The sequence below is a fragment of the Pseudomonas eucalypticola genome, assembly GCF_013374995.1.
Lineage (GTDB): Bacteria > Pseudomonadota > Gammaproteobacteria > Pseudomonadales > Pseudomonadaceae > Aquipseudomonas > Aquipseudomonas eucalypticola.
This window is the reverse complement of the sequence record NZ_CP056030.1, coordinates 1,661,429-1,688,081: the sequence shown is the minus strand read 5'-3', so window position 1 is coordinate 1,688,081 and position 26,653 is coordinate 1,661,429. Positions and strand designations below refer to the sequence as shown.

Genomic DNA, 26,653 nt, shown 5'->3' with positions numbered 1-26,653 from the left:
CGCGTAACACCGGGGGGATATTTTCCCCGATAAAGCTGACCTCTTGTACAGGGCCGGGCGCCCGCCCCGCCGCGTCTTCGTTTGCAGCCAATCGAACACCCTTCGACTGTTTTTCGACAACAGCCGACGGGATTTCTTTGGCCTTTCGATGACCTTGGCAAGGCTCTTGCTATCAAAGATGCGCCGCGGGGGAAGTTGACCAGTTGGACGACTTTTCATGTGAACCACAAGGCGCCACCACAGAGCGCCACCAGCAACACAGACTGAAATAAAACCTGGGAGCAAAACAATGAAACGTGTTCTTTCGAGCCTGATGGCGGCCGGTGGCCTGCTGGCGGGGGGCTACGCTGCAGCCGATGACAATGGTTGGCTGCAATGGCAAAGCAACAGCCTGACCTACTTGTATGGTCAGAACTTCAAGGTCAACCCCGATACCCAGCAGACCGTCACGTTCGAACACGCTGACAGCTGGAAGTACGGTGACAACTTCCTGTTCGTGGACAACATCTTCTACAACGGCAAGAAAGACTCCGGCGTGGGCCGCAACACCCTGTATGGCGAGTTCAGCCCGCGCTTGTCGGCCAGCAAGATCTTCGGCCAGCAAGTGGGCTACGGCCCGGTCAAGGACGTGCTCCTGGCCATGACCTACGAGTTCGGCGAAGGTGACGTGGAGTCCTACCTGATCGGCCCGGGCTTTGACTTGAACATTCCCGGCTTCGACTATTTCCAGCTGAACTTCTACGACCGCATCGTCGACGGCGACCGCGCGGGCAACAACGTCTGGCAGATCACCCCGGTGTGGTCGTACACCATTCCGGTCGGCAACTCCGATATCCTGATCGACGGCTACATGGACTGGGTCATCGGCAGCGACTCGAACAAGAACGGCGACTACCACAAGAACCTGCACTTCAACCCGCAGGTCAAGTATGACCTGGGCAAGGCCTTGAGCTGGGCGCCGCAGAAGCTGTACGTGGGCTTCGAATACGACTACTGGAAAGACAAGTACGGTATCCAGAGCACCCACAGCTTTGAAACCAACCAGAACACCGCAAGCTTCCTGCTGAAAGTGTTCTTCTAAGATCCGCTGTGCGCCTTGAGCTGCAAGCAAGGGCAGGATTGTCTTTGCTTGCAGCTTGCAGTTTAAAGTAGCCGCCCTGCCGCTCTGCCCAACCGCAGCAGCCCCTCATCGATCTGCTCCAGCGATGGCGCCGCGAACGACAGGCGCAGGCTGCTGGCGTCGGGGTGTGCCGCGTAGAACGGGCTGCCCGGGACGAACATCACCCTCTCCTCGATAGCCCGCTGCAACAGCGCGCTGGCATCCACTCCCCCACGGCAACGGCCCCAGATGAACATCCCGCCTTGCGGCGGCGACACCTGCACGACATCGCTCAAGCCTTCGAGGCCGGCGAGCATGCGCGCGCATTTTTCCCCGTAACCGCGGGCCAAGGCTGGCAACGCCCGTTCCAGGGCGCCATCGGCCAGGTACAAGGCCGCAATCTGCTGGGCCCACGGTGCGGTGCACAGGTCCACGGTCTGCTTGGCGATCACGCACCGCTGGCGGATGGGCGCTGGCGCGATCAACCAGCCGATGCGCAGGCCTGGGGCGACGACCTTGGACAGGCTGGACAGGTGCACGACTCGTCCGCTGGCACCATCGACCTGGGGGGCCAACGCCAGCAGTGATGGCACCTCCTGGCCAGTGAATCGCAGGGCGCCGTAAGGGTCGTCCTCGACGATCAGGAAGTCGTGTTCCACTGCCAACGCCAGCAACGCCAGGCGCCGCTCCAGCGGCAGGCAGGCGCCCGTGGGGTTGGCGAAGGTGGGCACGCAGTACAGCAGGCGCAGGCTACCTCTGGGTTGGCGGGCCAACTGCTCGGCCAGGCTGTCGGTGTCCAGGCCATCGCCGTCGGTGACGGCACTGTCCACCTGCAGCCCCGCCAGGCGAAAGGCCTGTAGCGCAGCGGGGTAGGTCGGGCATTCCACCAGGACCCGTTCGCCGGGGCTCAGCAGCACCTTGATCAGCAGGTCCAGGCCCTGCTGGGAACCGGTGGTTACCATCAGGTCATCCACCGTCACCGCGGCGCCCCGGCGGCCCATCAGCCCCGCCAGTTGTTCGCGCAACAACGGCAAGCCATCAGTGGCCGCATACTGCAGGCAGTCCACCGCAGACTCGCGCAGGGCGCGCTCGGCGGCCGCCGCCAGGTGCGGCTGGTCGAAAAAGGCGGTGGCCGGGTAGCCCCCCGCGAATGAAATCATTCCTGGCAGCGACAAGTACTTGAACAACTCGCGAATCGCCGAACCGGTCGGCGCCTGGAAGGCGGGAGCGAAACGGTAGGTGGGGGTCAGGTCAGTCACGGCGGCGTGGCTCGTCAGGGCAGAGGCGCCAGTATCGAACCCGGTGCCGACACGCCGCAAACGACGAATCGGCACCAGATCATTCCTTTACGGCATGACGCCCGGCCCGCGCGGCCGGTGCTGCTCAATGAGCGAACAAGGATCCGCCCTGTTTGCCCGCCATTTTTTCCGGCTTGATCAGGAACCGCGCCAGCGCCGGCAACAGCCATAGCGCGCCAAACATGTTCCACAGCAACATGAAGGTCAGCATCAGGCCCATGTCGGCCTGGAACTTGATGGCCGAGAAGATCCAGGTGCACACGCCAATGGCCAGGCACAGGCCGGTGAACAGCACCGCCTTGCCGGTGGATTTGAGTGTCTGGTAGTAGGCTTCCTGCAACGGTAGCCCGGCGCGCAGGAAGCTTTCCAGACGGCTGTAGATGTAGATCCCGTAGTCCACGCCAATGCCCACGCCCAGGGCCACCACCGGCAAGGTGGCGACTTTCACGCCGATGCCCATGAAGGCCATCAGCGCATTGCCCAGCACCGACGTCAGCACCAGCGGCAAGACGATGCACAGGGTGGCGGCGAAGGAGCGGAAGGTGATCAGGCACATCACCGCCACGCAAAGGTACACCAGCACCAGGATGGTCAGTTCAGCCTGCTTGATGACTTCGTTGGTGGCCGCTTCGATGCCGGCATTGCCCGCCGCCAACTGGAACTGCAAGCCGTCATGGTCATGGCTGGCGGCGAACTGCTTGACCACCGCCACGGCGCGGTCGAGGGTCTCGGCCTTGTGGTCGTTGAGGAACACCAGCAGCGGCGCCAGCGAGCAGTCGCCGTTGTACAGGCCGTCGGCGCGGGCCACGGAACTGTTGAGCACCTCGGGGTTGCGCGACAGGCTTTCCCACTTCAGGTTGCCCTCGTTCATGCCCTTGATCACCTGCTTGGACACGGTCACCAGCGACATCGTCGACTGCACCCCGACGGTGTTGTCCAGCTGCCACATCAGCTCGTCCATCGGCTGCAGGGTCTCGTAGCGCGAACAGCCTTCGGCAGCGCTCTTGACCATGACCACCAGCACGTCGGAACTGGTGGCGTAGTGGTCGATGATGAACTGGTTGTCACGGTTGTAGCGCGAGTCCGGGCGCAGCTCCGGCGCACCCTGGTCGAGGTCGCCGATCTTCAGGTTGTGGCCGTACCACAGGCCGCCCGCCATTGCCACGATGGCCAGGGCTACCGACACCGGCGCCACTTTGGCGCTGGCGAAATTCGACAGCGCGCGCCAAAACGGGTGTTCGCGCACGGAATCCTTTTTGCTGCGCTCGATGGCCCGCTTGCTGATGCCCACGTAGGAAATGGCCACCGGCAGCAGGATCAGGTTGGTGAAGACGATCACCGCCACCCCGATGGACGCGCCCAGGGCGAGTTCGCGGATCACGCCGATGTCGATGATGAGCAAGGTGATGAAGCCCACCGCATCGGCCAGGATGGCGATCATGCCGGGCAGGAACAGTTGCCGGAAGGTACGCCGCGCCGCGGTCAGGGCGTTGTCGGCGTCGCTGGACTGCAGGGCGATACCGTTGATCTTCTGCACGCCATGGGAAATGCCGATGGCGAAGATCAGGAACGGCACCAGCATCGAGTACGGGTCCAGGCCGAAACCGAAGGCGTGCATCAGCCCCAGCTGCCAGGTGACCGCCACCAGCGTGGTGACCAGCACGGCGATGGTGCTGCGGATGCACCAGGTGAAGAAATACAGCAGCACCAGGGTGATGACGAACGCGACGCCGAAGAACATCACCACCATCAAAAGCCCGTCGATCAGATCACCGACCTTCTTGGCGAAGCCGACGATGTGCACCTTCACGTTGGGGTTCTGGGCCTGGAACTTGTCGCGGATCTTCTCCTCCAGGCTGTGGGAAAACTGCTGGTAGTCGAGCTTCACGAGGGTGCCCTGGTCATTGGGGTCGGGGTAGGACTCCAGCAGGGGAATGTCGACGATGCTCGACTTGAAGTCGTTGGCCACCAGGCGCCCCACCTGGCCGGACTTGAGGATGTTGCTGCGCAGCAAGTCCAGGCTGTCGGGGGAACCGTCATAGCTCTGGGGAATGACCTCGCCACCGGCGAACCCTTCCTCGGTGACCTCGGTCCAGCGCACGCTGGGGCTCCACAACGACTTCATGCCCGAGCGGTCGACGCCGGGAATGTAGAAGGCCTTGTCGTTGATCTGGCGCAGGGTCTCCATGTAGTCCTTGTTGAAAATATCGCCGTTCACCGCTTCCACCGAAATGCGCACGGTGTTGCCCAGGTTGGCCAGGTCGTTGCGGTGCTCCAGCATGCGCTCGATGAACGGATGCTTGAGCGGGATCATTTTTTCGAAGCTGGTGGAGGGGCGGATCAGGGTGGCTTGCCAGAACAGGAAGACACTGACCAGCAGGCACAGCATGATCACCGCCGGGCGGTTATTGAAGATCAGGCGCTCAAGGAACGTGGCCTTGTCCTGATGATGACGGCTCATGGCAATCTGCTCCCGGACGGTCATGGTTGGCTCACCTGTTGTTGGCCCAGGTCGGCGCCGGTAGCGGCCGCTACCCGCACGCCGCCCTGGCCGGCCAGCACGAGGGTGCCGTTGGCACCGGCGGTAACGGCCGACAGCGACAGGCGGTCGGGGCGGTTGAACAGGCTGAAGGTCTTGCCGTCATCGCTGCTGCGCAGCACGGTGCCGCTGTTGCCGACCAGCACCAGTGTGCCGTCGGCCAGGCGGGTAGCGCCTGACAGCGCGAACTCCAAGGGGCCGCGGGCACCACGCAAGGGAATATTGGCCCAGGTGTCGCCGAAATCAGTGGAACGGTAGAGGTTGCCACGCAGGCCATACACCAGCAGGGTGCGCGGCTCGCCGGTGGGCAGCAGGCCGAACAGCGAACCTTCATACGGCCCCTGGACCTTCTCCCAGCTGAGGCCCCAGTCCCGGGACCGGAACAGGCTGCCCTGCTCGCCGACGATGAACAGGCCGCCGTCCTTCACCGCCCCGATGGCGTTGAAGTGGAATTGGTCGGGGTTGTCGATGCGCGCGCTGACGTCCTCCCAGTGCTGGCCGCCATCGGTGGTGGCCAGCAAGGCACCATAGGCGCCGACGGCGAAACCGGTGCTGGCGTCCTTGAACCACAGGTCCAGCAGCGGCGCCTGGCGGTTGAGGTCTTCGAACTGCTTGGCCCAGGTGACGCCACCGTCGGTGGTGGCCAGGATCTGCGCGTCGTGGCCCACGGCCCAGCCGTGCTGGGCGTCGACGAAGGCCACCGCAGTGAGCAGCTGCCGGGTGGGAACCTTGGCCTGGCTCCAGTGCCGGCCCTGGTCATCGGAATACAGGATATGCCCGCGCTCGCCCACCGCTACCAGTCGCGGGCCAGCGGCCACCACGTCCAGCATCAGACCGCGCTCCGATCTGGCCGAGAGCACTGACCAGGCGCTGTCGTCAGCAGCAGGCTCGCTGGCCAGCGCTCCACTTCCCAGCCCTGCCATCGCCAGCCCCAGGGCCAGCGCCCAATACCTCGGCCATGCCCTTTTCCCTGTGGCGCACGTGCCGCCACCCCTGACCGGCTCGCTCATAGAGCACTCCCCATTATTGTTATTGGACGCGCCTGGGTTGGCGCCCTGCCCTGCAGTTGGCTGAAACCTGCAGGCCAGAGGGCCGCGAAAGCTGTCCTATCCTAGCCAGCCTTGATTCGGGCTGACAACGCGCTTGGCGTAATGAATTGTTACCCCGACCGTGCCGTTCGCCACACTCGAAACCCTAGCAGAACGCGTCGTACCTGCAGCCCAGAGCCTCGGCCGCCGACGCCGCAAGCGCAGCGCGCCTTGCCAGGGCGCCAAGGCCGTGGCAAGGCTGAATGTCGAAGCATCATCGGCCCTGATGACTAGGCTCTGCATCCCAACTTGGCCATGCTGCGTTGAAAACAGGCTCGGTACGCTCATTTACAACAGTAAACTCGCTTACTCGCCTGTTTTCGCCATGCCTGGCCTTCGCTGGAATACCTGTCAGACAGACCCTAGCGGGTGCCCATGCGCCGCAGGGCGGCGGGGCTGAACTCGGCCACGCCCGGAACCGGCTGGCTGAAGTCGACGGTGCTGGCTTCTTCGTTGTCCAGGTTCTGCACGTGATAACGCCGGGCCTGGAGGTCATGGAACACATCCAGCGCCGACCAGGTGGTGGGCAGTTCGTAGAAGTTCTTCAGGTAGGCCATCGACACCCGCCACAGCTCGCCGCGACCGTCGTACTGGTCGACCACCGCGGCCTGCCAGCTGTCCTCATCCAGGTACAGGCGGCGCTTGGCGTACAGGTGCCGAGCGCCGGGCTTGAGGGTGCCCTCCACCACCCAGACCCGATGCAGCTCATAGCGCGCGAGGTCAGGGTTCAGGTGCCCGGGTTTCAGCAGCTCGGCGTATTTCACCGACGGCTGGCCCAGGCGGTAGTTGTTGTAGGGGATGTAGATTTCCTGCTTGCCGAGCAGCTTCCAGTCGTAGCGGTCGGGGGCGCCGTTGAACATGTCGGTATCATCCGCGGTGCGCAGGCCGTCGGCGGCGGTGATGGGCGTGTCGTAAGCCAGGCTCGGCGCGCGCCGCACCCGCCGCTGGCCTGCGTTGTAGGCCCACGCCTGGCGCGGCTCGCGCACCTGGTCGATGGTTTCGTGCACCAGCACCACGCCGCCGGCCAGGCGGGCCGGGCTGCGGATCTGGTTCATGTAATAGAACAGGATGTTGTCCAATTGCGCATCGGTGGCCTGCTGGTCGTGAAACCGAAACAGGCCGCGTTGCTGGGAAACGATCGGCACGTAGCTGCCGTTGCGTTGCACGGCCACCTCCGCCGCCCGCCGCTCCACGTACACGCCGCGGTAACGGGCAATATGGTTCCACACCGCCTCCACGCCGCTGGCGGGCAGCGGGAACGGGATACCCCCGCGTGCGCCGCTGAAGCCGTTGCCGTCCGCCACCAGCTGGACGTGGGTGGCGTTGTGGCGGGTGTTGTCGTAGATCCACTGCGGCGCGGCGCCGGTGCGCCGGGTGGCATAGACCGGCATGCGGAAGGTTTCCGGGTAGGCGGCGAACAGCGCCCGTTGCCCCGGGCTCAGGTGGTCGTGGTACTGGGCCAGGTTCGCGGCGGTGATGGTGAACAGCGGCGCGTCCGTGGGGAACGGGTCGACGTGGTGGCGGCCGGGGCCACCATAGCCGGTCGGTGGCGTGACCAGGCCGCCCGTCCAGGCAGGGATGGTGCCGGCGGCATTACCTGCCTGCTCGGCGCCCAGTGGCGTAAGCCCCTGGCCCAGCCGGGCGGCACCAGCGGGGTCGGCGGCCAGTGCCGGTGTGGCGAACAGTGCCAGCAACAAGGGAAGACCGGACAAACGGAAAACAGTGGGCATCGGGCACTTCCTTAGAACGAGTATTTGACGTTGAAGCCGAGGTTGTCGCGGTCCCGCGTGGCGTTCTTCTGGCCGGCACCGTAGAACTCGGTGTACTGCAGCTCGCCTTCCAGACGGTTCTGGTAGCTGGCCTTGACGCCCACCGAGTAGGCCTTGCGGCCCTCGATGAAGTTGCCGGTCTGGTGCGAGTTGCCCCTGAAATCATCCTTGTAGGTGACAAAGGGCGTGACGTTCATGCCGCCCAGCACGTTGTTCCAGGTACCCATCAACATCAGTGTGGCGCCGTAGGCGTCGCGGGTGATCTGCGCGTCGTCGCCAAAGCCCACGGCATAGGCGGCGTTGGCGCGGCTGGAGTAATAGCGGCGGGTGCCGTCGAAGGCGGTGTATTGGAGGCTGCTGCCACGCAGGTGCTCGGAGGCCACCTCGGCCACCGCGGTGACACCGTCGAAGCCCAGGCGTGGGCCGAAGTTGTAGAGCGTGCCCAGGGAAGCATTGAACATCTGCACCCGTTCGCTGCTCTTGACTTCGTCGCCCAGGCGCACGTACTGGCCACCGATGTTCACCACTTCACCGTTGGCCAGCTTGCCGGCCTGGGTCAGCAGGTCGTCGAGCAGGTCACCGGTGGTGCCGATGCCGATGGGCATGTTCGGCCGGTAGGCCAGCTCGCCGAACAGCGCCGCCTCACCGACCCGGGTGTTGAAGCTGACGCCGAACATGCGGATGTCCTCGGCGTATTCCCGGCGCCCGCGCACCTGGTTGGCCACGTCCAGCGCCGCGACGCCGTCGGCCGCCGATTGCAGGGTCGCCTGATAGGCACGGGCCGCCTGCCCCGTGGGGTTGGCGGCGATGGCGGCCTGCAGTTGCGCGACGCTGATGCCCATCGCCTGGGCCACCTGCTGCTGCACCCCAGGGGCCGCGGCGCCCTTGATCTGCGCCATGTTCAGCCCCTTGTAGGCCCCCAGGTCGGCGTGCACCGTAGGCTCTTTGCTGTGGTAATTGACGAAGTAGAAGCCGAACTCGGTGTTGTTCAACTGCTCGGCGTTGTAGCGGAACGCCACGCCAAACTGGCCGTCATCGCGGGCATTGATGTCGGGCCCGATGCTGGCCACCTTGAGGTTGCCATTGCCGTCCAGCCCCGGGCCACCCTGCAACCCGCCCACGCCCAGGGCGCTCAGCCCCTGATGCAGGGCACTGACGGCGCGCAGTTGCGGCACCGTGGCATAGGCGCTGTGGCCGCCCTTGGCGAACAGGTCGGTCTCGGCGAAATAGGTGCCCACCGGGTCGATGGCGGTTTCCTTCCAGTTGAACTGGTAAAAGCTTTCCATCGACAGGTTGTCGGTGAGGCCGACACTGACGTTCAGCGCCTCGACCGGCATCAGCACTTCCTTGAGCTCGGCGCCGGGCAGGCGGAACTGGGCGGCGTCGATGGGGTTGGTGGTGTTCACCCCGCCGCGGTAGAACAACCCTTCCCCCCAGTTGAACACCTGGCGCCCCAGGCGCCCCGCTACCGGCTTGCCGGCCAGTTCCCAGTCGCCGCGGACGTAGGCGTCGAGGATTTGTACATCACTGCCCGCGTTGCGGCGGGTGGCACGGGTGAAGTGGCGGTTGTCGGGGGAACTCTGGCTGGGCTGCGCCGGCGTGTTGTTATGATTGTAATCCGTATGCTCATTCATGATACGGCTATCGTAAAAGCCGCTCGCCCTTAGGAACAATCCGTAGTTCCTGTAGGAAGTTTCCAATTCACTTGTAATCTTATATACCGAGGAAACCAGACCCGGGTCGAAGTTGCGATTGCCGTCATTGGCATTTATATCGTCGTTGCTCTTGTCGCGGCCTTGCACACGCCATAATTGGCCATAGGAAACCGTGGTATCGAGAGAACCGTGCACTTCATCGTCGAGGAAGCTGAACTCCACGGCCTCGGCGGGCACACAGGCGATGAAGGGCAGCAGCCCGGCCAAGGTATACCCGGCCCGGGCAGGTGCCAGCCTGGTGGGCGTGCGGCTGGTTTTGATGTGCATCGCGGTATTCTCCCTGAAACTATTATTATTTTTCGAACAGCCAAGCCTTATCCGTAGGAAGTTTCCCAACCTTGACTGTTTTTTATGAGTGGCAGATATGGAACAGGGAGCAAGAGTGCCAAGGGTTGGCGGGGATAGAAAGGTTTTTTTGGGGGAAAGTGTGTACTTCTGAATAGACTTACAGCGGCGGGTAATTATTCTTACAGAATGAGGTGATTGAATGTGAACCTTGAGCCGTGTAGTGCATACAAAAGCCAGACGTGGGACTTCAGGTGTTCTCAAGATCGAGCGCCGCGCGGGCGGCGCTCGATCTCATGAACAACTAAAAACTCAAGCCAGACTCTTGCTCACCACCTCATACACATCACTCGACAAAGCCCCCGAAGCCAGGATCCGCTCCAGCTCGCCACGCATCAGCGCCTGGCGATGCGGGTCATACTTGCGCCAGCGGGTCAGCGGCGACAGTTGGCGCGAAGCGATCTGCGGGTTCAAGGCGTTCAGCTCGATCACCAGGTCCGCCAGGAAGCGGTAACCCGAACCGTCCACGGCGTGGAAGTTGACCAGGTTCTGCTGGGCGAACGCGCCGATCAAGGCACGCACCTTGTTGGGGTTCTTCAGGGTGAAGGCCGGGTGCTGCATGAGCGCCTTGACCCGCGCCAGGCCGCCTGGCAGCGTGCTGCCGGCCTGGACGCTGAACCATTGGTCCATGACCAGCGGATTGTCCTTGAAGTGCTCGGCGAACGTCGCCAGGGCCTTTTCCTTCTCGGCGTCGAACCGCGAGTTGACCAGCACGGCCAGGGCGGTGAGGCGCTCGGTCATGTTGTCACAGGCGTCGAATTGCTCCAGGGTCGCTTCCAGTACCTCGGGCTTGGCCGTGAGCATCAGGTACGACAGGGCAATGTTCTGCAGCGCACGACGGGCGAAGTGCTCTGCCTCGGGGATGTAGGCGGTGTCGCGGGAAATCGCCCGGTTGGCCTGGTAGCGCTGCCACAGGGCGCCATACAGGTGCTCGGCTATCTGTGCGCGGGCAAATTCGCGGGCGGCGTGGATGGCGTCCACTTCGGCGCGGTCGCTGAGTTCGGCCAGGTAGGCTTCGCTCGGCAACGAGAGCATTTCGGCAACCATGGCCTGGTCCAGGCTGTGGTCGGCCAATACCGTGCCCAGGGCCGTGATCAGCCGCGGGTCGAGCACCATGGTGCTGTTCTGCATGTACTGCTGGGTCAGGTCCTGCAGGCACTGCACGGCCAGGCGCTGGCCGGCGTCCCAACGGTTGAAGCCGTCACTGTCGTGCTGCATCAGCACCATCAGCTGGTCGCGGTCGTAGTCGAAGCTCAGTTTCACCGGCGCGCTGAAGCCGCGCAGCAGCGAGGGCAGCGGTTTGGCCTCGATGCCCTCGAAAACGAAGGTCTGGTCTTCTTCGGTGACCGAGATGACACGGGTGGTGCCCACGGCTTCGGTTTCACCGGCCAGGCGCAGCGGCAGGTCGTTGCCGTGGGCGTCGATCAGGCCCAGGGCGACTGGAATCACGAACGGCAGCTTCTCGACCTTGTCCGGGGTGGCCGGGCAGGTCTGGTGGAAGTGCAGGCTGTAGGTTTTCGCCGCGGCGTCATAGGCTTCGGTGACTTGCAGGCGCGGTGTGCCGGCCTGGCTGTACCAGCGCTTGAACTGGGTCAGGTCGACCCCGTTGGCGTCCTCCATGGCCTTGACGAAGTCGTCGCAGGTCACGGCCTGGCCGTCATGGCGCTCGAAGTACAGGTCGCTGCCTTTGCGGAAGCCCTCGGCGCCCAGCAGGGTGTGGATCATGCCCACGACTTCGGCGCCCTTCTCGTACACCGTCAGGGTGTAGAAGTTGGAAATTTCGATGAAGCTGTCCGGGCGCACGGCGTGGGCCATGGGGCCGGCGTCTTCGGCGAACTGGTGGGTGCGCAGGTAGGCCACGTCCTGGATGCGCTTGACCGTGGCCGAGTTCATGTCCGAGGAGAAGCCCGCGTCGCGGTACACCGTGAAGCCTTCCTTGAGCGACAGCTGGAACCAGTCGCGGCAGGTCACGCGGTTGCCCGACCAGTTATGGAAGTACTCGTGGGCGACGATGGCCTCGACGCGCTGGTGAGCGGCGTCGGTGGCGGTTTCGGCGCGCGCCAGCACCGCGCTGGAGTTGAAGATGTTGAGGCCCTTGTTCTCCATGGCGCCCATGTTGAAGTCGTTGACCGCGACGATCATGAAGATGTCCAGGTCGTACTCGCGGCCATACACCTCTTCGTCCCAGCGCATGGACTTCTTCAGGCTGGTCATGGCGTGCTGGCATTTGTCGATGTTTTCCGGCTCGACGTAGATGCGCAGGGTCACTTCCCGGGCGGACATCGTGGTGAACGTGTCTTCCACGCACCACAGGTCACCGGCCACCAGCGCGAACAGGTACGCCGGCTTCATGAACGGGTCTTCCCAGGTGGCCCAGTGGCGGCCGTCTTCGCCAGGGCCGCTGGCGATGGGGTTGCCGTTGGACAGCAGCACCGGGTAGCTGTGCTGCTCGGCACTGACCGTGGTGGTGAACTTGCTCATCACGTCCGGGCGGTCGAGGTAATAGGTGATCTTGCGAAAGCCCTCGGCCTCGCACTGGGTGCAGAACATGCTGCCGGACTTGTACAGGCCTTCCAGCGCCGTGTTGGTCTCCGGGTGGATGCGCACGCTGGTATCGACCGTGAAGGCCTCGGCTTTGGGGTGCAGGGTCAGGTAGCTGTCGTCGACCTGGTAGTCGCTGGCGCCCAGTTCCACGTCGCCCAGGCTCACCGACAGCAGTTCCAGCTGCTGGCCATCGAGCACCAGCGGTGGCAGGCCGGCGCCGCGGGCCGGGTTGCGGCGCATGACCAGCTGGGCGTGGACCAGGGTGTGGTCGTCGTGCAGCTCGAAGGTCAGGTGCGTTTCGTCGATCAGGTACTCAGGCGCCTGGTAGTCCTTGAGGTAAATCATTTTTGGCTGTTCGGTGCGCATGCTGACGTCCCTCTACTGATGCACGGCGAGTTGATACGCCGTGTATTTGCGAATGTTGATCACGCCGGTATCGAAGATCAGGTACTGGCCCTTGATGCCCAGCAGCGTGCCTTCTGCCACCGGGTTCTTGTCCAGGTTGAAACTGGCGATCTTGGCCGGGTAGGCCTCCACGGGGTAGCGGATTTCCAGCACCGGGGTGTCATGAAGGGGTTGGATCGCCTGCAGGCCGAAGCGTTCCTGCAGCAGGGACAGACCCGCGCCGCAGGTGTCGAACAGCATGTCGCGCACTTCGCCAAGATCCACCGGCGCTGCGTCACCCTTGAGCAACGCGCGCCAGTTGGTACGGTCGGCCACTTGCGAGCGGAACAGGTCTTCCACCAGCCCGGACTGCTGGCGGGTGGCAACGCGCACGATCGGCAGCGCCTGGCTGGCGCCCTGGTCGAGCCAGCGGGTAGGCAGTTGGGTGGCGCGGGTGATGCCCACCTTGATGCCCGAGGAATTGGCCAGGTACACCACATGGTCGGTCATGCAGAACTGCTCGCCCCAGGACGGCTCGCGGCAGGTGCCGGCGTCGTAATGGCAGCGCTCGGGGCTCATGATGCACACGTCGCACTGGGCCAGCTTGGTCATGCACGGGTAGCAATAACCCTGGCTGAAGCTGGTCTTGGTCTTGCGGCCGCAATGGCTGCAGTGGATGGCGCCCAGGAATTCAAGGCGCACGGTCTTGCCGATCAACGGGTTGACCGGCACTTCCACGTCACCGAGGCGAAAGCTGTACTGCACCACCGGGCCGTCGAGCCGGGTGGTCATCTTGCTGATGGAACCGCGGGCAATCTCGTTCAATGGACCGCATCCGACTTGAACAGAATGTTGGGTACCGGCGCCGACTTCGAGGCGCATTCCTGCGGGCCCATGTAACCGGTGCGCTGGTCCTCGGGCAGGTTCTGCATTTCCCAGGCGATCACCGCTTGCAGGGACAATTCCTTCTGCTCGGTGGTGAGCTTGCGGCCGTCGGACCATTTGCCGATTTCCACAGCCAGTTTCAGGCTCTCGTAGATCTCGGGGGTGATGTTTTCAATCATGTGGGCGAACGAAGTCATGGCGTCTCCAGAATTTATGCGCGTAGTTTACGGCGCGCGAAGGCGCCACCCAAGAGCCCTGTCACACAACCGACCAACAGCCCGCCGACGTGGGCGGCATTGGCGATCTGGCCGAACACGCTGACCAAGGGGGTCATGCAGGCCAGCAGCCACACCAGCATCATGACCATTACGCCCCGGGGCATGCGGTAGACGTTGTTGGGCGCCAGCCATTGGTACACGAACACGTGCCCCAGCAGGCCGTACAGCACGCCCGACAGGCCGCCGAACAGCGTGGGCCCGCTGTACCAGAACTGCGCGGTGTTGGAGAGCAGGCCGAAGAGCAGGGTCAGGCCCACCAGGTTGATGCGGCCTTGCAGAATTTCCACCCGTTTGCCCAGCTCCCAGTACCACAGGGCGTTCATGGCCAGGTGCAGCACCCCGAAGTGCAACAGCATGGGGGTGAACAGGCGCCACCATTGACCGGCGTCGAGGCTGGCGCCCAGGGGCAGGAAGTACAGACGCTCGCTGTCGAAGCTGAAGTCCTGAAAGGTCAGCCAGTGCAGGGCGTCGAGGTTGTCGCCCAGCAAGGTCACCGCGGCGACGATGAAACAGATCACCAGCACCAGCGCAGTGGCCGGGCAGGCGCGCACCTGCTGGGCCAGGGTTGGACGGCTCAGGCCAGGCCGCGGTTGATAATGGCCCAGGTCGATGTCGGCGTTGCCGTCGGGAAAGCGCTGGTACAGGTCAAGGATATCGGCGGCCATCGCTTCGTCCATGGCCCAGAGCACCTGCTGGCCGCTTTCCTCGCTGACCCGGTGCGGCACTTGCAGGCGCACCAGCAACTTGACGAAGCCGCTCAGGTCGGTGGCCAGGGGCAGGCGCATCACGCTGACCGGCTTCATGGCTGCACCTGCACGCGCTCGACATCCACCCACACGAACTTGTGCGGGTCGATCACGCTTTCCTGGTCCAGGCGGTAGGCCACCAGCTTGCCGTAGAGCACGGCGCTGTAGTCCAGGCACGCCAGGTTGGGGCGGATGGCCGATGGCCGGCCGCTGCGCCAGTAATGGCCGACGAACAGCAGCGGTTCGTCGACGCCGTAGCGCAGCAGGTTGTTTTTCTGGCTGCTGGACAGCGGCGTGCTGGCCACCTCTTCCGGCAGGGCGTCGGGCTGGAAGACGATGTCACCGTAGGTCTGGGGGTCGTCCTCCCAGAATTTGGTGCGGAAAAAGGCGCGGGTCAGGCCGTCACCGCCGGTCAGGGTCAGGCCATCAGGCAGGCGCATGTCGGTTCCGCGCAACAGGCGGTCGAACACGTTGCAGGCAAAGCTGCCGGGCACGGCCGCGGCCTGCAGGAAATGCTCGTCGATGCAGCCGTCGGGGTATTGGCCACGCAGCAGTTGGATCATGCTGGTGTCCCAGCAGGCATGCACCAGGCGGAAGCGCCCGGCGTCGATGAACAAGGGCAGGTCATAGAACCACTGCACGAAGTCTTTCCAGTCCTGGGGGTGCTGTTCGAACTGGGCCAGGGTATCGCCGATCAGGCGAGCGTGGCGCGCCGTGTGCTCGCGCACGAACTGCTTGCCGCTGCCCGGCGGCGCGGCGGTACACCAGCCCAGGGCATTGAACTCATGGTTGCCCATGATGCAATGCGCCTGGCCGGCGTCGACCATGTCGTGGACGATGTGCAAGGCCTCGCGAATGCGCGGGCCGCGGTCGATGATATCGCCCAGGAACAGTGCCTGGCGCTGGGCATGGCGCCACACACCGCTCTGTTTGCGGTAGCCGAGGGTGTCGAGCAAGTGCTCAAGGGTATGAGCGCAACCGTGCACGTCACCGATAAGATCGTAGCTGCGTGCGGGATCGAGCATCAGTCTCCACTGCCCCCCAGCCGGCTGCCCCAGCCCAGTTTGGTGCGGCAGACTTCGTAGTAATTATGGTCCAGCGGGTGGATCAGGCGCAGCTTCTGGGCCTTCTTGCTGACCGTGACCGTGTCGCCGGGGGCGCAGGTGAAGTGGTTCTGGCCGTCACAGGACACCTGCGGGTAGATGGTCATGTCCTTGGACACGACGATTTTCAGCTCGCTGTTGCCGTCCACCACGATAGGCCGGCCCGACAGGGTATGCGGGTACATGGGCACGATGACGATGGCGTCGAGCTTGGGGTGCATGATCGGCCCGCCTGCCGACAGCGCGTAGGCGGTGGAGCCGGTAGGCGTGGCGACGATCAGGCCGTCGGCCTTCTGGCTGCACACGAACTGGCCGTCGATGTAGATCTCGAACTCGATCATGCGCGTGGACTTGCCCGGGTGCAGCACCACGTCGTTGAGGGCGTCGCCCTGGCCGATGGTCTCGCCATGGCGACGCACTTCGGCCTGAAGCAGGAAACGGTTCTCCACCAGGTAGTGGCCGTCGAGCACCTCGGCGACCTTCACTTCCAGCTCATCGGGGCGGATATCGGTCAGAAAGCCCAGGCTGCCGCGGTTGATGCCCAGCACCGGCACATTGTGCCGAGCCAGGGCGCGGGCAGCGCCCAGCAGGCTGCCGTCGCCACCGACGACGATGACCATGTCGCATACCTCGCCCAGCATCTTGCGGGTGGATGTCTGCAGGCCGTGGCCCGGCAGCACCTCGGCGATGGTGTCTTCGAGGATGACGTGCAGGTGCCGGTCGAGCAGGAATCTTTTCAGGCGGCGAATGGTATCGAGCACCTGGGAACTGCCGAGGCGGCCGATGATACCGATATTGCGAAATTGCTCCATGGGGCTCCTGCGGGGGTCTGGCACGGGTGCGGCCACGGGGCGGCACCTTGGGAAACGTGGGGTCGATTATGGGCGAAAGCAACGGGCAGGACAAAAACCTTTGTGATCGCGGCCCGCTTCGCACGCTGAACCGTTGCCCGGCCTCGAAACGCCGCGTTCGTGCCCAAGGGCACCGGCAACCGGCTATGCTCGCTGCATGAACCTGTTCCCGACCCTGGCCGACCTGCCCCGCGACCTGCGCCAGCCCCAGGTGCGCGACCTTGCCTGGGTGATTCTGGCCCCGCCGATGCTCGCCGAAACCCCGTGGCCCCAGCGCCACCCCCTGACCGCCAGCCAATGGGTGGCGCAGCCGTGGCGCCTGGAACAATGGCTGCGGGCCCTGGACGATGACCACCGGCCGCTGCTGGACTGGCTGGCGCGTGGCGCCGCTACCCGGCGACTGGGCCTCTATTACGAGCGGCTGTGGCAGTTTGCCTTGAGCCAGGCACCGGGGATCGAGCTGGTGGCGGCCAACCTGCCCATTCGCCGTGAAGGCCATACCCTCGGGGAATTGGATATCCTGCTGCGCGACGACGAGGGCGCCCATCACCTGGAGCTGGCCATCAAGCTGTACCTGGGCCCGCAGGGCGGGGACGGCACGGATGCAAGCCTGTGGCTGGGGCCCGGCAGCCATGACCGGCTGGACCGCAAACTGGCGCATCTGGCCCACCACCAACTGCCCATTTCCGCCCGCGAAGAAAGCCGCGAAGCCCTGGCGCAGTTGGGCATTCATGCCTTCAGTGCGCAGTTATGGCTGGGGGGCTACCTGCTGTACCCCTGGCCCGCTCCTGCGCCCTCGCCGGCCGGCGCCCACCCCGACCACTTGCGCGGGCGCTGGCTGCACCAGTGTGACTGGACGGCCTTCCACGCCGAAAGCCCACCAGGGCGCTGGCAAGTATTGCCGCGCCATGCCTGGCTGGCGCCGGCCCGCTATGCCGGTACCGACACTTGGCTGCCGGAGCAGTTGCACGCGTGGCTGCAGGCCCTGGCCCCACTGGCCCCGGCACAGTTGCTGGTGCGCCTGGTCGAAACCCACGCCGGCCACTGGGATGAGGCCGAACGGCTGTTTCTGGTCTCGGACCTGTGGCCCAATGTGCCCGGCACTGCTTGACCATAAAAAAATCGACACCGACCGTGAGGAACGCCCATGACCTGGAAGAACACCGAGGCCCGCTACGGCAGCCTGTCCATTGCGCTGCACTGGCTGATGCTGATCCTGCTGGCCATCGTCTACGCCTGCATTGAACTGCGGGGCAACTTTGCCAAGGGCAGCGACGCCCGGGTATTGATCGTGCAATTGCACTTCATGACGGGCCTGACCGTGTTCGTGCTGGTGTGGATACGCCTGGCAGCGAAAATCGTCGGCGCCGCACCGCGGATCGTGCCCAGGCCACCGGCCTGGCAGACCGGCCTGGCGCACCTGATGCACGCGTTGCTGTACGCCCTGATGGTGGCCATGCCGCTGCTGGGCTGGTTGACCCTGAGCGCGGCGGACAAGCCCGTACCTTTCTGGGGGCTGGAATTGCCGCACTTGATAGGGCCGAATGATGACGCCGCCAAGCAGATCAAGCACTGGCACGAACAAATTGGCGTGTGGGGCTATTGGTTGATTGGCCTGCATGCGCTGGCCGGGCTCTTTCATCACTACGTGGTGCGCGACAACACGCTGGTGCGGATGCTGCCGGGCAGACACTGAGCCTGCGGCTACCCAAAGCCCGGCATGGCGCGGCGCCCTTGCAAGCCGCCGGTATGCACGAACACCAACCGCGTGCCGGGCGTGAAGCGGTGCAGGTTTTGCCGCAGCGCCAGCAGCGCCTTGCCGGTGTACAGCGGCTCCAGCGGTAGGGCGCTTTGGGCCTCGGTGGCCGCCATGAAACAGCGCAGCTCATCGTCGACCTTGGCAAACCCACCGCGGCAGGCCTCGATCAATGCGTGGCCCGCCGCGCCAGCCACCAAGGCCGCGATGTTCTGCTCCGCGCCATGCCCAGCCGGCACCGCCATGGCCCCGTACACCGGCGGCCCACCCGCCTGCACCAGCCCGGCCAGGGTGGTACCGGTGCCCACGGCCAGCCACCAGGCATCGAAGCCGTCCCACCCCACGGTTGATAATTGCCCGCGCACCTGGTCGAGCAGCACCCGACAGCCGCGCGCGCCTGGTTCCCCACCGCCCCCTTCCGGTACCGCCAGCAGGTGCGGGTAGCGCGCTTGCCACGGCGCCCAGAAGCCGGGCTCGTGGCGTTGCCGGTAACCGCCGTAGCCCAGCCAGTGCAGGGTCATGCCAAACGCCTCGAGGTCGTGCACCGTGGGCGTGACCTGGGGGTGCCCGCGCAGCAAGCCCACCGTCTGCAAACCCAGCCGCTGGCCGACGGCGGCCAGGGCGTGCAAGTGGTTGGAATGGGCGCCGCCCAGGCTCATGACCCCGGCGGCCCCCCTGGCGCGCATCGATTGCAGGTGCTCGGTGAGCTTGTACCATTTGTTACCGCTGACCAGCGGGTCGATCAGGTCCAGGCGCAGCACCGCCACCTGCACCTGGGCAGCCTGCAGCCAGTCCAGCATCAGGGGTTGCAGGGGAGGAACTGGAAAAAACACGGTGATGGCCCCCTGGGACAGAAAACGGCCCGCAGTCTATCACCCCGCTCAGCGTCCCCAGAACCAGCTGTGTGTGCTGCCCGCCTGAACCACGCCTTCGAGCGGCGCCAGCCACGCCTGCAACGACAACACGGTCTGGCGCACATCGTCCTCGCAGAGCACCCCGCGCTCGTACAGCTCGAACATGTATTTGCGCAGCGCCCAGTATTGAGCGTGCCGCGGGTTGGCCAGGCGCACCACATCATTGAACAGGCCAGGGCCGGTGGTCTTGGAAACACGGGTCATGTAATCGTGCATGCCTGGGGCCAGGTCGAACGGCCGTGTCGCCAGTTGGTCGCGGGCAGTGGTGAACCGCCGCAGCAATTCCTGGGAAATGGCGTCGAGCAACGGGTTGTTCGCCAGTGTCGAGAAATGGCTGTTGCCTGGCATGGCATCCAGCCCCAGCAGCGCATGATTCAGCGCGCCGCCGGTCATCACGTCGCCCGGGCGCAGGCGCAAGGTCGGCAGCGGTTGCAGCAGCTTGTCATCCATGTCCAGGTAGGTGCCGCCCTTGGTGAACATCAGGCGATAGCGCAGCGTGTCGCCGGCCGCCGATCGGTTGCGGCTGGCAGGCTGAAGGAAAAAGTTGAAGGGCTCGGCGTGAGGGCTGGCGAGGAACGCCTGGAAAAAGGGGTCTTCCTCCAGTTTTTCAAACACCACACCTTTGAAGCGCTGCCTGAGCAGTTGCAGTTGCTGCACAGCACCGACATCGTCCCCCTGGGCCAGGAAATGCACCGTGAGCGAGGTCTGCCCACCGCGCAGTTGCAAGCTGTTGTTCACCAGTGCGGCCTGGTGGGTATCCACCAGCGCCTGGGCTTCGCCAATCCAGATCTGGTGGACATGAGCGGGAACCGTCTCGCTACCCTGCAACTTTTCGAAAGGCGTGAAGGCTGGCCGCTCCGGGCAGCCCAGGGCGCGGCGTGCCATCTGCTGCTCGGTAGCGTCGGCCATCAGGGTACCCTCGCGGCTGGCGACGAACTGCCCGGTCTTGCGGTCCAGCCGGTAGTAATAGCCGTTGTCGGCGCAGTACCACTGGTGGCTGTCCAGGTCATACTTGACTGACAAGCGCCCACCCGCCATGTGCAGGCTGTAGCTGACTTCGCCGGTGTCGCGATACGCCTGGTGGTCCAGCTCTACCCCGGCCAGTATGTAGCGCGCCTCGGCCAGCGCCTCGTCGGCCACGTCCATGCCGCCCTTGAGCCCTGGCCTGGGCACCAGGCGCCAGCGCCCCGCCCCGTCGTGCCACAACAGCGGGTCGGGGTTGGAATAGTGAGACCCCACCAGGCCCTCTTCGCCGCTGCCGAGGCGGAAAGTGGACGGGCCTCCCAAGGGGTCGCGTACCTCGTAGGCCCGATGGTAATGGCCGTCGTCGAAGCGCACTTGCAGCGCCCCATCGAATACGTACAGGCCTTGGCGCGGGCCCTGGGTGAACCGGAACGGTGGCAACCCAGGCAGGCTGCCGACCAGGGGCGTGAGCCGTGGGGCCTCGCCGGTCACGGCGCGGGGCGGCAGATCAAGGCGTACCAGTGGCGCACGGGCACCCCGGCGAGCGCTCCACGGGCGCTTGGCGTTGTGCAGCCCGGCGGCGCTGCCCAGGGCTTCCAGCACGTATTCGGCGGCCAGTTGTTTCTGGTCTTCCTGGTAGGCCTCATAGCCCTTGAAGGCCAGAAAGCCCAGTTCAGCCACGTCCAGCACGGTCATCAGCCGGCCCGGCAGCACCAGGCTGGCGATGCGAAACAGCGCCAGGGTCACGCTCAATGCCTTGTCCACGGCGGCTTCACCATCGGACACGGCCTGGGCATCGGCGTCACTGCGCAGGAAACGACGGCGGTAGTCGAAGGCATGGGCCGGCAGTGGCCCGTCCAGCCGTCGCAGCTGGACCTCACTGCCACCCCGGCCACCGGCCAAGGCTTCCAGCGCGCGCCGGGCCGCCCCCTGCTGATGGGCGCCGAAGCGGCCTAGCCAATAGCGTGCGGGGGCGCTGGCGATCGGCGACTGCATACCCGCCAGGTCAGCCCTGAGCCGCTGGAACAGGTCGCGCACCGAAGCGCAGCGCAGGAACGCCGCGCCGCCGGGGTAGCCAGGGCGGTAGAGCACCAGCGACAGCTCACCCTCGGCCCTGAAGACAAACACATCGCGCAGGCTGTTACCCGCCAACAACACCCCATGCACCTGCATGGAGCGGCCTTGCAGCCGTGGCCGCTCACCGGCGCGGGGATGGTCGAGCACGTGAAGTACCGACTGGTAGGCAGGCTCGTCCAGATGCCCCGAGGCCCTGGCGACCCGCGCATCCAGCCGCAGTTGGCCGTCGATCAGCCCCTCGGCAGCGGCCCGCGCCTGGTCGTAGGCCTGGCGCGCCGCAGGATTCGCCGGTCGCGACAGGCGGGCGTCGAGCAGCGCCTCATAGTCCTCCTGCAGTTCCAGGCGCTGAGCCAGCCGGTCCACCTGGAGCAAGTTGAGCTGCCCCGGGCGCACGCCGACTGGCTCGATACGGCGGTGCTCAAGGCCGCCGCGGTCCACACGCAAGGCGATGTATTCCAGAAGCGATACGTAGTCACTGCTGACCTCGTGGGCGCTGGGTTGCGGCAAGTTCCCGGGGGCTAGTTCATGCCCGGGTGGGTCGGGGGCATAGGCCACCGCATGAATCATGAAACCGACGGCGGTAGGGTCCACCCCGGGCAGCTCGGCGGTGATACGCTGGCGGGCGTAGTCATGGAAATTCGGCAAGTCGCCGAAGTACTCATCGGCCTGGCGTTGGCGTTGCCATTGCAACGCCAACAGCCTGTCCAGGCCTTTCTCGTCGGCCAACAGCCCCGCCGGCCACTGGGCGCGAATCGACTCGCGAAAGTGCGAGTAACCGCGCCATGCCTGGGCCGTGCGGCTCAAGGACACATCCAGGCCGACCATGGCCTGCCAGCCGTTGCCTTGACCCTGCTCTTCGTTGCTTTTCCAGGCCGCGACCTGTTGGCTGACCACGGCGGTGAATACATTATCGCGCAGCGGGACCGCGACCATGGCGGGTAGCCCGACAGCCAGCGCCGCCAGCCATTGGGCCTGGTCCGGAACCGACAGGCGCGCCAGCAAAAGGCAGCGCTGCAGGGGGTCGTCATGAAACCTGCGAGCCAGGCTGTCCATGGCATGCTGCAAGTGATCGAACCCCTGAAACGAACCGAAGGTGCCGGTGCAATAGACCAGCGCCGGCCCCGTGGCCGATGTGCGTGCCACCGCGCCCTGGCTGCCGTAGTCCACCCCCGCCGGCCGCTCTGTGATGATGAACAGCCCGGGGATGGGCGCGCTACGTTTCCCATTGCCGTCGACCAGATGCAAACCATAGACCTCGCGGCCACTGGCGCGGTCTTGCCAACGGGGGTAACGGGCGCATTCACGCGCCAGGTGGTAAAGCTCTTCGGGCAAACCGCCGAACAGCCACTGTAGCCTGGCCTGCTCGATGAAATGATCACGCAGCCGCACTTCCTGCTGCAGCTGGCGCGTAGTGTGATGCCGGTCTATCGGCAGTTGCCAATAAGCCAGGGTGGCGCTGATGAAGGCCGTAGGGTCGGCCGGGTCGAGGCGGGGCAACTGCCCCAGGTCGGGCAGGCCCTCTGGCAAAGGCGCGCGGCGCGGCGTGGGGTCGGGCGTCAAAGGCTGCATGGTGGTTTACTCCAGGAGTGAAAACCACAGCCTGCCCAGCCGCCCTGCCCCAGCGGTGCTACATAACGCTGGTGCCTGGCCTCACAACTGCGCTGCCAGGCGCGAACCCTGGCTGATCGCACGCTTGGCATCGAGCTCGGCGGCTACATCGGCGCCGCCGATCAGGTGCACCGACTGGCCCGCGGCGACCAGGCCGTCGTGCAATTCACGCAACGGGTCCTGCCCGGCGCAGATCACCACGTTGTCCACCGCCAGCACCTGGGGCTCGCCTTCACCCAACCGCACGTGCAAGCCAGCGTCGTCGATCCCCAGGTACTCGACGCTGTTGAGCATCTGCACGCCCTTGTTCTTCAGCCCCGTGCGGTGAATCCACCCGGTGGTCTTGCCCAGGCCGTCACCGACCTTGCTGGCCTTGCGCTGCAACAGGTAGACCTGGCGCGCCGGTGCGTGAGGCTGGGCCTTGATGCCGGCGACCCCACCACGGGCCTGCAGCGCCGTGTCGATGCCCCATTCCTTCCAGAACGCAGCGCGGTCCTGGCTGGTGGCCACGCCTTCGTGCACCAGAAATTCACTGACATCGAAGCCGATGCCACCGGCACCGATGACCGCTACCGACGGGCCCACCGGTCGACGCTGCAACAAGACGTCCAGATAACTCAGCACCTTGGGGTGGTCGATGCCGGGAATGGCCGGCGAGCGTGGCGCGATGCCCGTGGCGAGGATGATTTCATCGAAGCGGCCTTCCACCAGTTGCGCCACGTCGACACGACGCTGCAGGCACACTTCCACGCCGGTGGTCTGCAACTTGCAGTTGAAATAGCGCAGGGTCTCGTAGAACTCTTCCTTGCCCGGCACGCGCTTGGCGACGTTGAATTGCCCACCGATCTCGCTGGCGGAATCGAACAGCACCACCTGATGCCCGCGCTCGGCCGCCACCGTTGCCGCCGCCAGGCCCGCCGGGCCGGCGCCGACCACGGCTATTTTCTTCACTTGCAGGGTGGGCAGGTAGTTGAGTTCGGTCTCGTGGCAGGCGCGCGGGTTGACCAGGCAACTGGTGAGCTTGCCGCCGAAGGTATGGTCCAGGCAGGCCTGGTTGCAGCCAATGCAGGTGTTGATTTCGTCGCCACGGCCGGCGGCGGCCTTGTTGACGAAATCCGGGTCGGCCAGAAACGGCCGGGCCATGGACACCATGTCGGCGTCGCCCTCGGCGAGAATCTGCTCGGCCACCTCGGGCGTATTGATGCGGTTGGTGGTAATGAGCGGGATCTGCACCGCGCCGCGCAACTTGGCGGTGACCTTGCTGAACGCCGCGCGCGGTACTTTGGTGGCAATGGTGGGAATGCGCGCTTCATGCCAGCCGATACCGGTGTTGATCAGCGTGGCACCGGCGGCTTCGATGGCCTTGGCCAGGGTGACGATCTCGTCCCAGTCGCTGCCCCCTTCCACCAGGTCGAGCATCGACAGGCGGAAGATGATGATGAACCGCGAGCCCACCGCCTCGCGCACGCGGCTGACGATGTTCACCGCCAGGCGCATGCGGTTGTCGTAGCTGCCGCCCCAGCGGTCGGTGCGGTGGTTGGTGTGCGCGGCCAGGAACTGATTGATGAAATAGCCTTCGGAACCCATGATCTCGACGCCGTCGTAACCGGCCTGCTGGGCCAGCTGCGCGCAATTGACGAAGTCGGCGATCTGCTTCTCGATACCGGCCTCGTCCAGCTCATGGGGGGTGAACGGGTTGATGGGCGCTTTCAAGGCGCTGGGCGCCACTTGCTTGGGGCTGTAGGCATAGCGGCCCGCATGCAGGATCTGCAGGCAGATCTTGCCGCCCGCCTGGTGCACGGCCTGGGTCACCACCCGATGCTGGTCAGCCTCTTCGACGGTGCTCAGCTTGGCCGCCCCGGCATACACCCCGCCCTCCTCGTTGGGCGCGATGCCGCCGGTCACCATCAGGCCCACACCGCCCCGGGCGCGCTCGGCGAAGTAGGCCGCCATGCGCTCGAAGCCGCCAGGCTTCTCTTCAAGGCCGGTGTGCATCGAGCCCATCAGGCTGCGGTTGCGCAAGGTGGTGAAGCCCAGATCCAGCGGGGCGAGCAGGTGCGGGTATTGAGCGGCGGCCATGGGTGTCACTCCATCAACAGGCAAATCACGGAATGCGGCGGCCTCAGCGGATCTGCACTGGGCCCCGTCGTTTATCTGTCGTTGAATCTACGGCCAAGGTGTACCGGTCTCAATGACCGAAAGTGACAAGTTATTGATCCAATTGCACAGCACGGGATTGGCTACCGGCCTGCGCCGCCGCTTCGTGGGCGCACTCGGCCAATATCGCGAAGCTGGCGTGCACCGGTGCCGACAATGGCCTGCCCAGGCACAGGCGCAGGCCGGTGCTGGCGTGCTCGCTGGCAAAGAAGATGTCGCTGCTGGCCATGGGGCAGCCACGTTCAAGTGCCAGGCGGCGAAACCTGGCCATGTCGGTATGGGGTGGCAGTTCAATCCAGTGGATGAAGCCCCCGCGCGGCGGCCGGTAGACGCAACCGGCGGGCATCTGCAGGCGCACGAAGGATTCGACGAAGGCGGTCAGGGTTGCCAGTTGCGCGCGCAACCGCGCGCAATGGTCGTCCAGATAACCACGCCCGATGAATTCATTGAGCACGTTCTGGGTCAGGCTGGCGACGGCCAGGTTGCGGGAGAACATCTGCGCCAGAATCGCATCGCGGTACCTGCCGGCCACGCACCAGCCCACCCGGTACCCGGGAGCGACGGTTTTCGAAAACGACGAACAATAGATCGTCTGCCCGGTGGTGTCGTAGCTTTTGATCGCGCGCGGGCGCGCCTGCTCGGGAGCCAGGTCGAAAAAGATGTCGTCTTCGATGATCGGCACATCGGCGTCGCGGGCCAGGCTCACCAGCCGGGCGCGGCTGGCGTCGGGCATGATGAAGCCGCGCGGGTTCTGCAGCGTGGGGTTGAGAAATATCACGTCGACCGTTCGCTGTTGCAGTGCCTGCGCCAGGTGGTCGAGGTCCAGGCCGTGCTCGCCATCGGTGCGCAGGGGCAAGGCGCGCATGCCCAGGCGCTCGATGGTCTGCAGAATGCCGTAGTAGGTGGGCGTTTCGATGGCCACGGTGGCGCCCCGGCCCGCCACCGCTTCCAGCGCGAGTTCCAGGGCCACCGTGTCACCCGAGGTCACCAGAATATCGTCCGGGCCGCAGACCACGCTGCGTGTCAGCATCAAGCCGGCAATGCGACGCCGCAGGGCAGCCAGGCCAGGCGGCGCCACCAGCCCGGCCTGGGCAGGGTCAGCCTTGCCGGCCACCACCCCGAGGCATTTGTTGAGCAACACATGGGGCGTCAGTTCGCTGTGCAGCACGGCGGAACTCAGGGACACCGAGGTGCCACTGGCCGCCTGGGACAGCATGGCGACCACGGCATGATTGACGTTGACGGTCACCCCGGCCAGGTCGGGCCGGGCAAGGGTCCCTGTGCGCCCCGACGCCGAGACGAAATAGCCGACCCGGGGCACCGTCAGCACGTAGGCATTGGCTTCAAGATCAGTGAGGGCCCGTTGAACCGTGGTGATGCTGGTCTCGAATAACCGGGCCAGCGCCCGGATCGAAGGCAGCCTGGAGTCGGGGGCCCATTCACCACTGTCGATCTGGCGGATGACCCAGTCCTTGACGATCCGCCAGCGCTTGTCCGTTTTTTCAAACCTGTCCATGAGTGCTCTTTTGTCAAA

General features: G+C 65.0%; 18 protein-coding genes. 3 read left to right on the top strand and 15 right to left on the bottom strand.

All coding sequences use genetic code 11. The features are described from left to right. The first annotated feature begins 289 nt into the window (after positions 1-289). Complete coding sequence (locus HWQ56_RS07825) at positions 290-1,081, top strand: outer membrane protein OmpK (protein WP_158157623.1); 792 nt, start codon at positions 290-292, stop codon at positions 1,079-1,081. A 62-nt stretch (positions 1,082-1,143) separates the two neighbouring features. On the opposite strand, the gene HWQ56_RS07820 is transcribed toward HWQ56_RS07825, so the two are convergent. The 11 genes from HWQ56_RS07820 to HWQ56_RS07770 all read right to left on the bottom strand — a co-directional run bounded on the left by HWQ56_RS07820 (position 1,144) and on the right by HWQ56_RS07770 (position 16,605). Further along, positions 1,144-2,433 (bottom strand): aminotransferase-like domain-containing protein, encoded by a 1,290-nt coding sequence (locus HWQ56_RS07820; RefSeq protein ID WP_245217824.1) that lies wholly within the window; start codon positions 2,431-2,433, stop codon positions 1,144-1,146. Positions 2,434-2,482: 49 nt separating this feature from the next. Next, the gene (locus tag HWQ56_RS07815) at positions 2,483-4,858 is read right to left on the bottom strand and encodes an efflux RND transporter permease subunit (RefSeq protein ID WP_176570144.1); all 2,376 of its coding nucleotides are present in this window, start codon (positions 4,856-4,858) and stop codon (positions 2,483-2,485) included. Between the two features lie 20 nt (positions 4,859-4,878). Further along, the gene (locus HWQ56_RS07810) at positions 4,879-5,946 is read right to left on the bottom strand and encodes a WD40/YVTN/BNR-like repeat-containing protein (RefSeq protein ID WP_176570143.1); all 1,068 of its coding nucleotides are present in this window, start codon (positions 5,944-5,946) and stop codon (positions 4,879-4,881) included. A gap of 440 nt (positions 5,947-6,386) precedes the next feature. Beyond that, positions 6,387-7,754, bottom strand: a complete 1,368-nt coding sequence (locus HWQ56_RS07805) for a DUF1329 domain-containing protein (protein WP_176570142.1) — start codon at positions 7,752-7,754, stop codon at positions 6,387-6,389. Between the two features lie 11 nt (positions 7,755-7,765). Further along, a complete protein-coding gene (locus tag HWQ56_RS07800) occupies positions 7,766-9,775 on the bottom strand; it encodes a DUF1302 domain-containing protein (RefSeq protein WP_176570141.1) in 2,010 nt (669 codons plus the stop codon). A gap of 330 nt (positions 9,776-10,105) precedes the next feature. Beyond that, positions 10,106-12,763 (bottom strand): aminopeptidase N, encoded by a 2,658-nt coding sequence (gene pepN / locus HWQ56_RS07795; protein ID WP_158153665.1) that lies wholly within the window; start codon positions 12,761-12,763, stop codon positions 10,106-10,108. A gap of 12 nt (positions 12,764-12,775) precedes the next feature. After that, positions 12,776-13,606: a DUF2797 domain-containing protein gene (locus HWQ56_RS07790; protein ID WP_158153666.1), complete on the bottom strand. Its 831-nt coding sequence runs from the start codon at positions 13,604-13,606 to the stop codon at positions 12,776-12,778. After that, positions 13,603-13,863 (bottom strand): YeaC family protein, encoded by a 261-nt coding sequence (locus HWQ56_RS07785; RefSeq protein WP_158153667.1) that lies wholly within the window; start codon positions 13,861-13,863, stop codon positions 13,603-13,605. Before HWQ56_RS07785 ends, HWQ56_RS07790 begins: the two co-directional genes overlap by 4 nt. A 14-nt stretch (positions 13,864-13,877) precedes the next feature. Further along, positions 13,878-14,747 carry a rhomboid family intramembrane serine protease gene (locus tag HWQ56_RS07780; RefSeq protein WP_158153668.1) on the bottom strand — a complete coding sequence of 290 codons (870 nt, stop codon included), beginning with the start codon at positions 14,745-14,747 and terminating at the stop codon, positions 13,878-13,880. Beyond that, complete coding sequence (locus HWQ56_RS07775) at positions 14,744-15,715, bottom strand: metallophosphoesterase (RefSeq protein WP_158153669.1); 972 nt, start codon at positions 15,713-15,715, stop codon at positions 14,744-14,746. Before HWQ56_RS07775 ends, HWQ56_RS07780 begins: the two co-directional genes overlap by 4 nt. Beyond that, positions 15,715-16,605 (bottom strand): NAD(+) kinase, encoded by an 891-nt coding sequence (locus HWQ56_RS07770; RefSeq protein ID WP_158153670.1) that lies wholly within the window; start codon positions 16,603-16,605, stop codon positions 15,715-15,717. The genes HWQ56_RS07775 and HWQ56_RS07770 overlap by 1 nt, the downstream gene beginning before the upstream one ends. A gap of 196 nt (positions 16,606-16,801) precedes the next feature. On the opposite strand from HWQ56_RS07770, the gene HWQ56_RS07765 reads away from it, so the two are divergent. Further along, on the top strand, positions 16,802-17,755 hold the full coding sequence (locus tag HWQ56_RS07765; protein ID WP_176570140.1) for a DUF1853 family protein: 954 nt from the start codon (positions 16,802-16,804) through the stop codon (positions 17,753-17,755). Between the two features lie 36 nt (positions 17,756-17,791). Beyond that, complete coding sequence (locus tag HWQ56_RS07760) at positions 17,792-18,340, top strand: cytochrome b (RefSeq protein WP_158153672.1); 549 nt, start codon at positions 17,792-17,794, stop codon at positions 18,338-18,340. An 8-nt stretch (positions 18,341-18,348) separates the two neighbouring features. Here HWQ56_RS07760 and HWQ56_RS07755 read toward each other — a convergent pair whose 3' ends face one another. From HWQ56_RS07755 to HWQ56_RS07740, 4 genes are all read right to left on the bottom strand, one after another. Continuing rightward, entirely contained in the window at positions 18,349-19,200 is an 852-nt protein-coding gene (locus tag HWQ56_RS07755; RefSeq protein WP_176570139.1) for a 1-aminocyclopropane-1-carboxylate deaminase/D-cysteine desulfhydrase, read from the bottom strand. Between the two features lie 81 nt (positions 19,201-19,281). Beyond that, positions 19,282-22,923 carry a dermonecrotic toxin domain-containing protein gene (locus tag HWQ56_RS07750; RefSeq protein ID WP_176570138.1) on the bottom strand — a complete coding sequence of 1,214 codons (3,642 nt, stop codon included), beginning with the start codon at positions 22,921-22,923 and terminating at the stop codon, positions 19,282-19,284. An 81-nt stretch (positions 22,924-23,004) separates the two neighbouring features. Next, the gene (locus tag HWQ56_RS07745; RefSeq protein ID WP_176570137.1) at positions 23,005-25,041 is read right to left on the bottom strand and encodes an NADPH-dependent 2,4-dienoyl-CoA reductase; all 2,037 of its coding nucleotides are present in this window, start codon (positions 25,039-25,041) and stop codon (positions 23,005-23,007) included. 130 nt (positions 25,042-25,171) lie between these two features. After that, entirely contained in the window at positions 25,172-26,635 is a 1,464-nt protein-coding gene (locus tag HWQ56_RS07740) for an aminotransferase-like domain-containing protein (RefSeq protein WP_176570136.1), read from the bottom strand. Positions 26,636-26,653: the final 18 nt, after the last annotated feature.

Bases quoted from the DNA above. Each gene is read 5' to 3' on its own strand.
- HWQ56_RS07825 (WP_158157623.1), top strand. From the start codon at position 290: ATGAAACGTGTTCTTTCGAGCCTGATGGCGGCCGGTGGCCTGCTGGCG.
- HWQ56_RS07815 (WP_176570144.1), bottom strand. From the start codon at position 4,858: ATGAGCCGTCATCATCAGGACAAGGCCACGTTCCTTGAGCGCCTGATC.
- HWQ56_RS07810 (WP_176570143.1), bottom strand. From the start codon at position 5,946: ATGAGCGAGCCGGTCAGGGGTGGCGGCACGTGCGCCACAGGGAAAAGG.
- HWQ56_RS07805 (WP_176570142.1), bottom strand. From the start codon at position 7,754: ATGCCCACTGTTTTCCGTTTGTCCGGTCTTCCCTTGTTGCTGGCACTG.
- HWQ56_RS07800 (WP_176570141.1), bottom strand. From the start codon at position 9,775: ATGCACATCAAAACCAGCCGCACGCCCACCAGGCTGGCACCTGCCCGG.
- pepN (WP_158153665.1), bottom strand. From the start codon at position 12,763: ATGCGCACCGAACAGCCAAAAATGATTTACCTCAAGGACTACCAGGCG.
- HWQ56_RS07785 (WP_158153667.1), bottom strand. From the start codon at position 13,863: ATGACTTCGTTCGCCCACATGATTGAAAACATCACCCCCGAGATCTAC.
- HWQ56_RS07780 (WP_158153668.1), bottom strand. From the start codon at position 14,747: ATGAAGCCGGTCAGCGTGATGCGCCTGCCCCTGGCCACCGACCTGAGC.
- HWQ56_RS07775 (WP_158153669.1), bottom strand. From the start codon at position 15,715: ATGCTCGATCCCGCACGCAGCTACGATCTTATCGGTGACGTGCACGGT.
- HWQ56_RS07770 (WP_158153670.1), bottom strand. From the start codon at position 16,605: ATGGAGCAATTTCGCAATATCGGTATCATCGGCCGCCTCGGCAGTTCC.
- HWQ56_RS07765 (WP_176570140.1), top strand. From the start codon at position 16,802: ATGAACCTGTTCCCGACCCTGGCCGACCTGCCCCGCGACCTGCGCCAG.
- HWQ56_RS07760 (WP_158153672.1), top strand. From the start codon at position 17,792: ATGACCTGGAAGAACACCGAGGCCCGCTACGGCAGCCTGTCCATTGCG.
- HWQ56_RS07755 (WP_176570139.1), bottom strand. From the start codon at position 19,200: ATGCTGGACTGGCTGCAGGCTGCCCAGGTGCAGGTGGCGGTGCTGCGC.
- HWQ56_RS07750 (WP_176570138.1), bottom strand. From the start codon at position 22,923: ATGCAGCCTTTGACGCCCGACCCCACGCCGCGCCGCGCGCCTTTGCCA.
- HWQ56_RS07745 (WP_176570137.1), bottom strand. From the start codon at position 25,041: ATGGCCGCCGCTCAATACCCGCACCTGCTCGCCCCGCTGGATCTGGGC.
- HWQ56_RS07740 (WP_176570136.1), bottom strand. From the start codon at position 26,635: ATGGACAGGTTTGAAAAAACGGACAAGCGCTGGCGGATCGTCAAGGAC.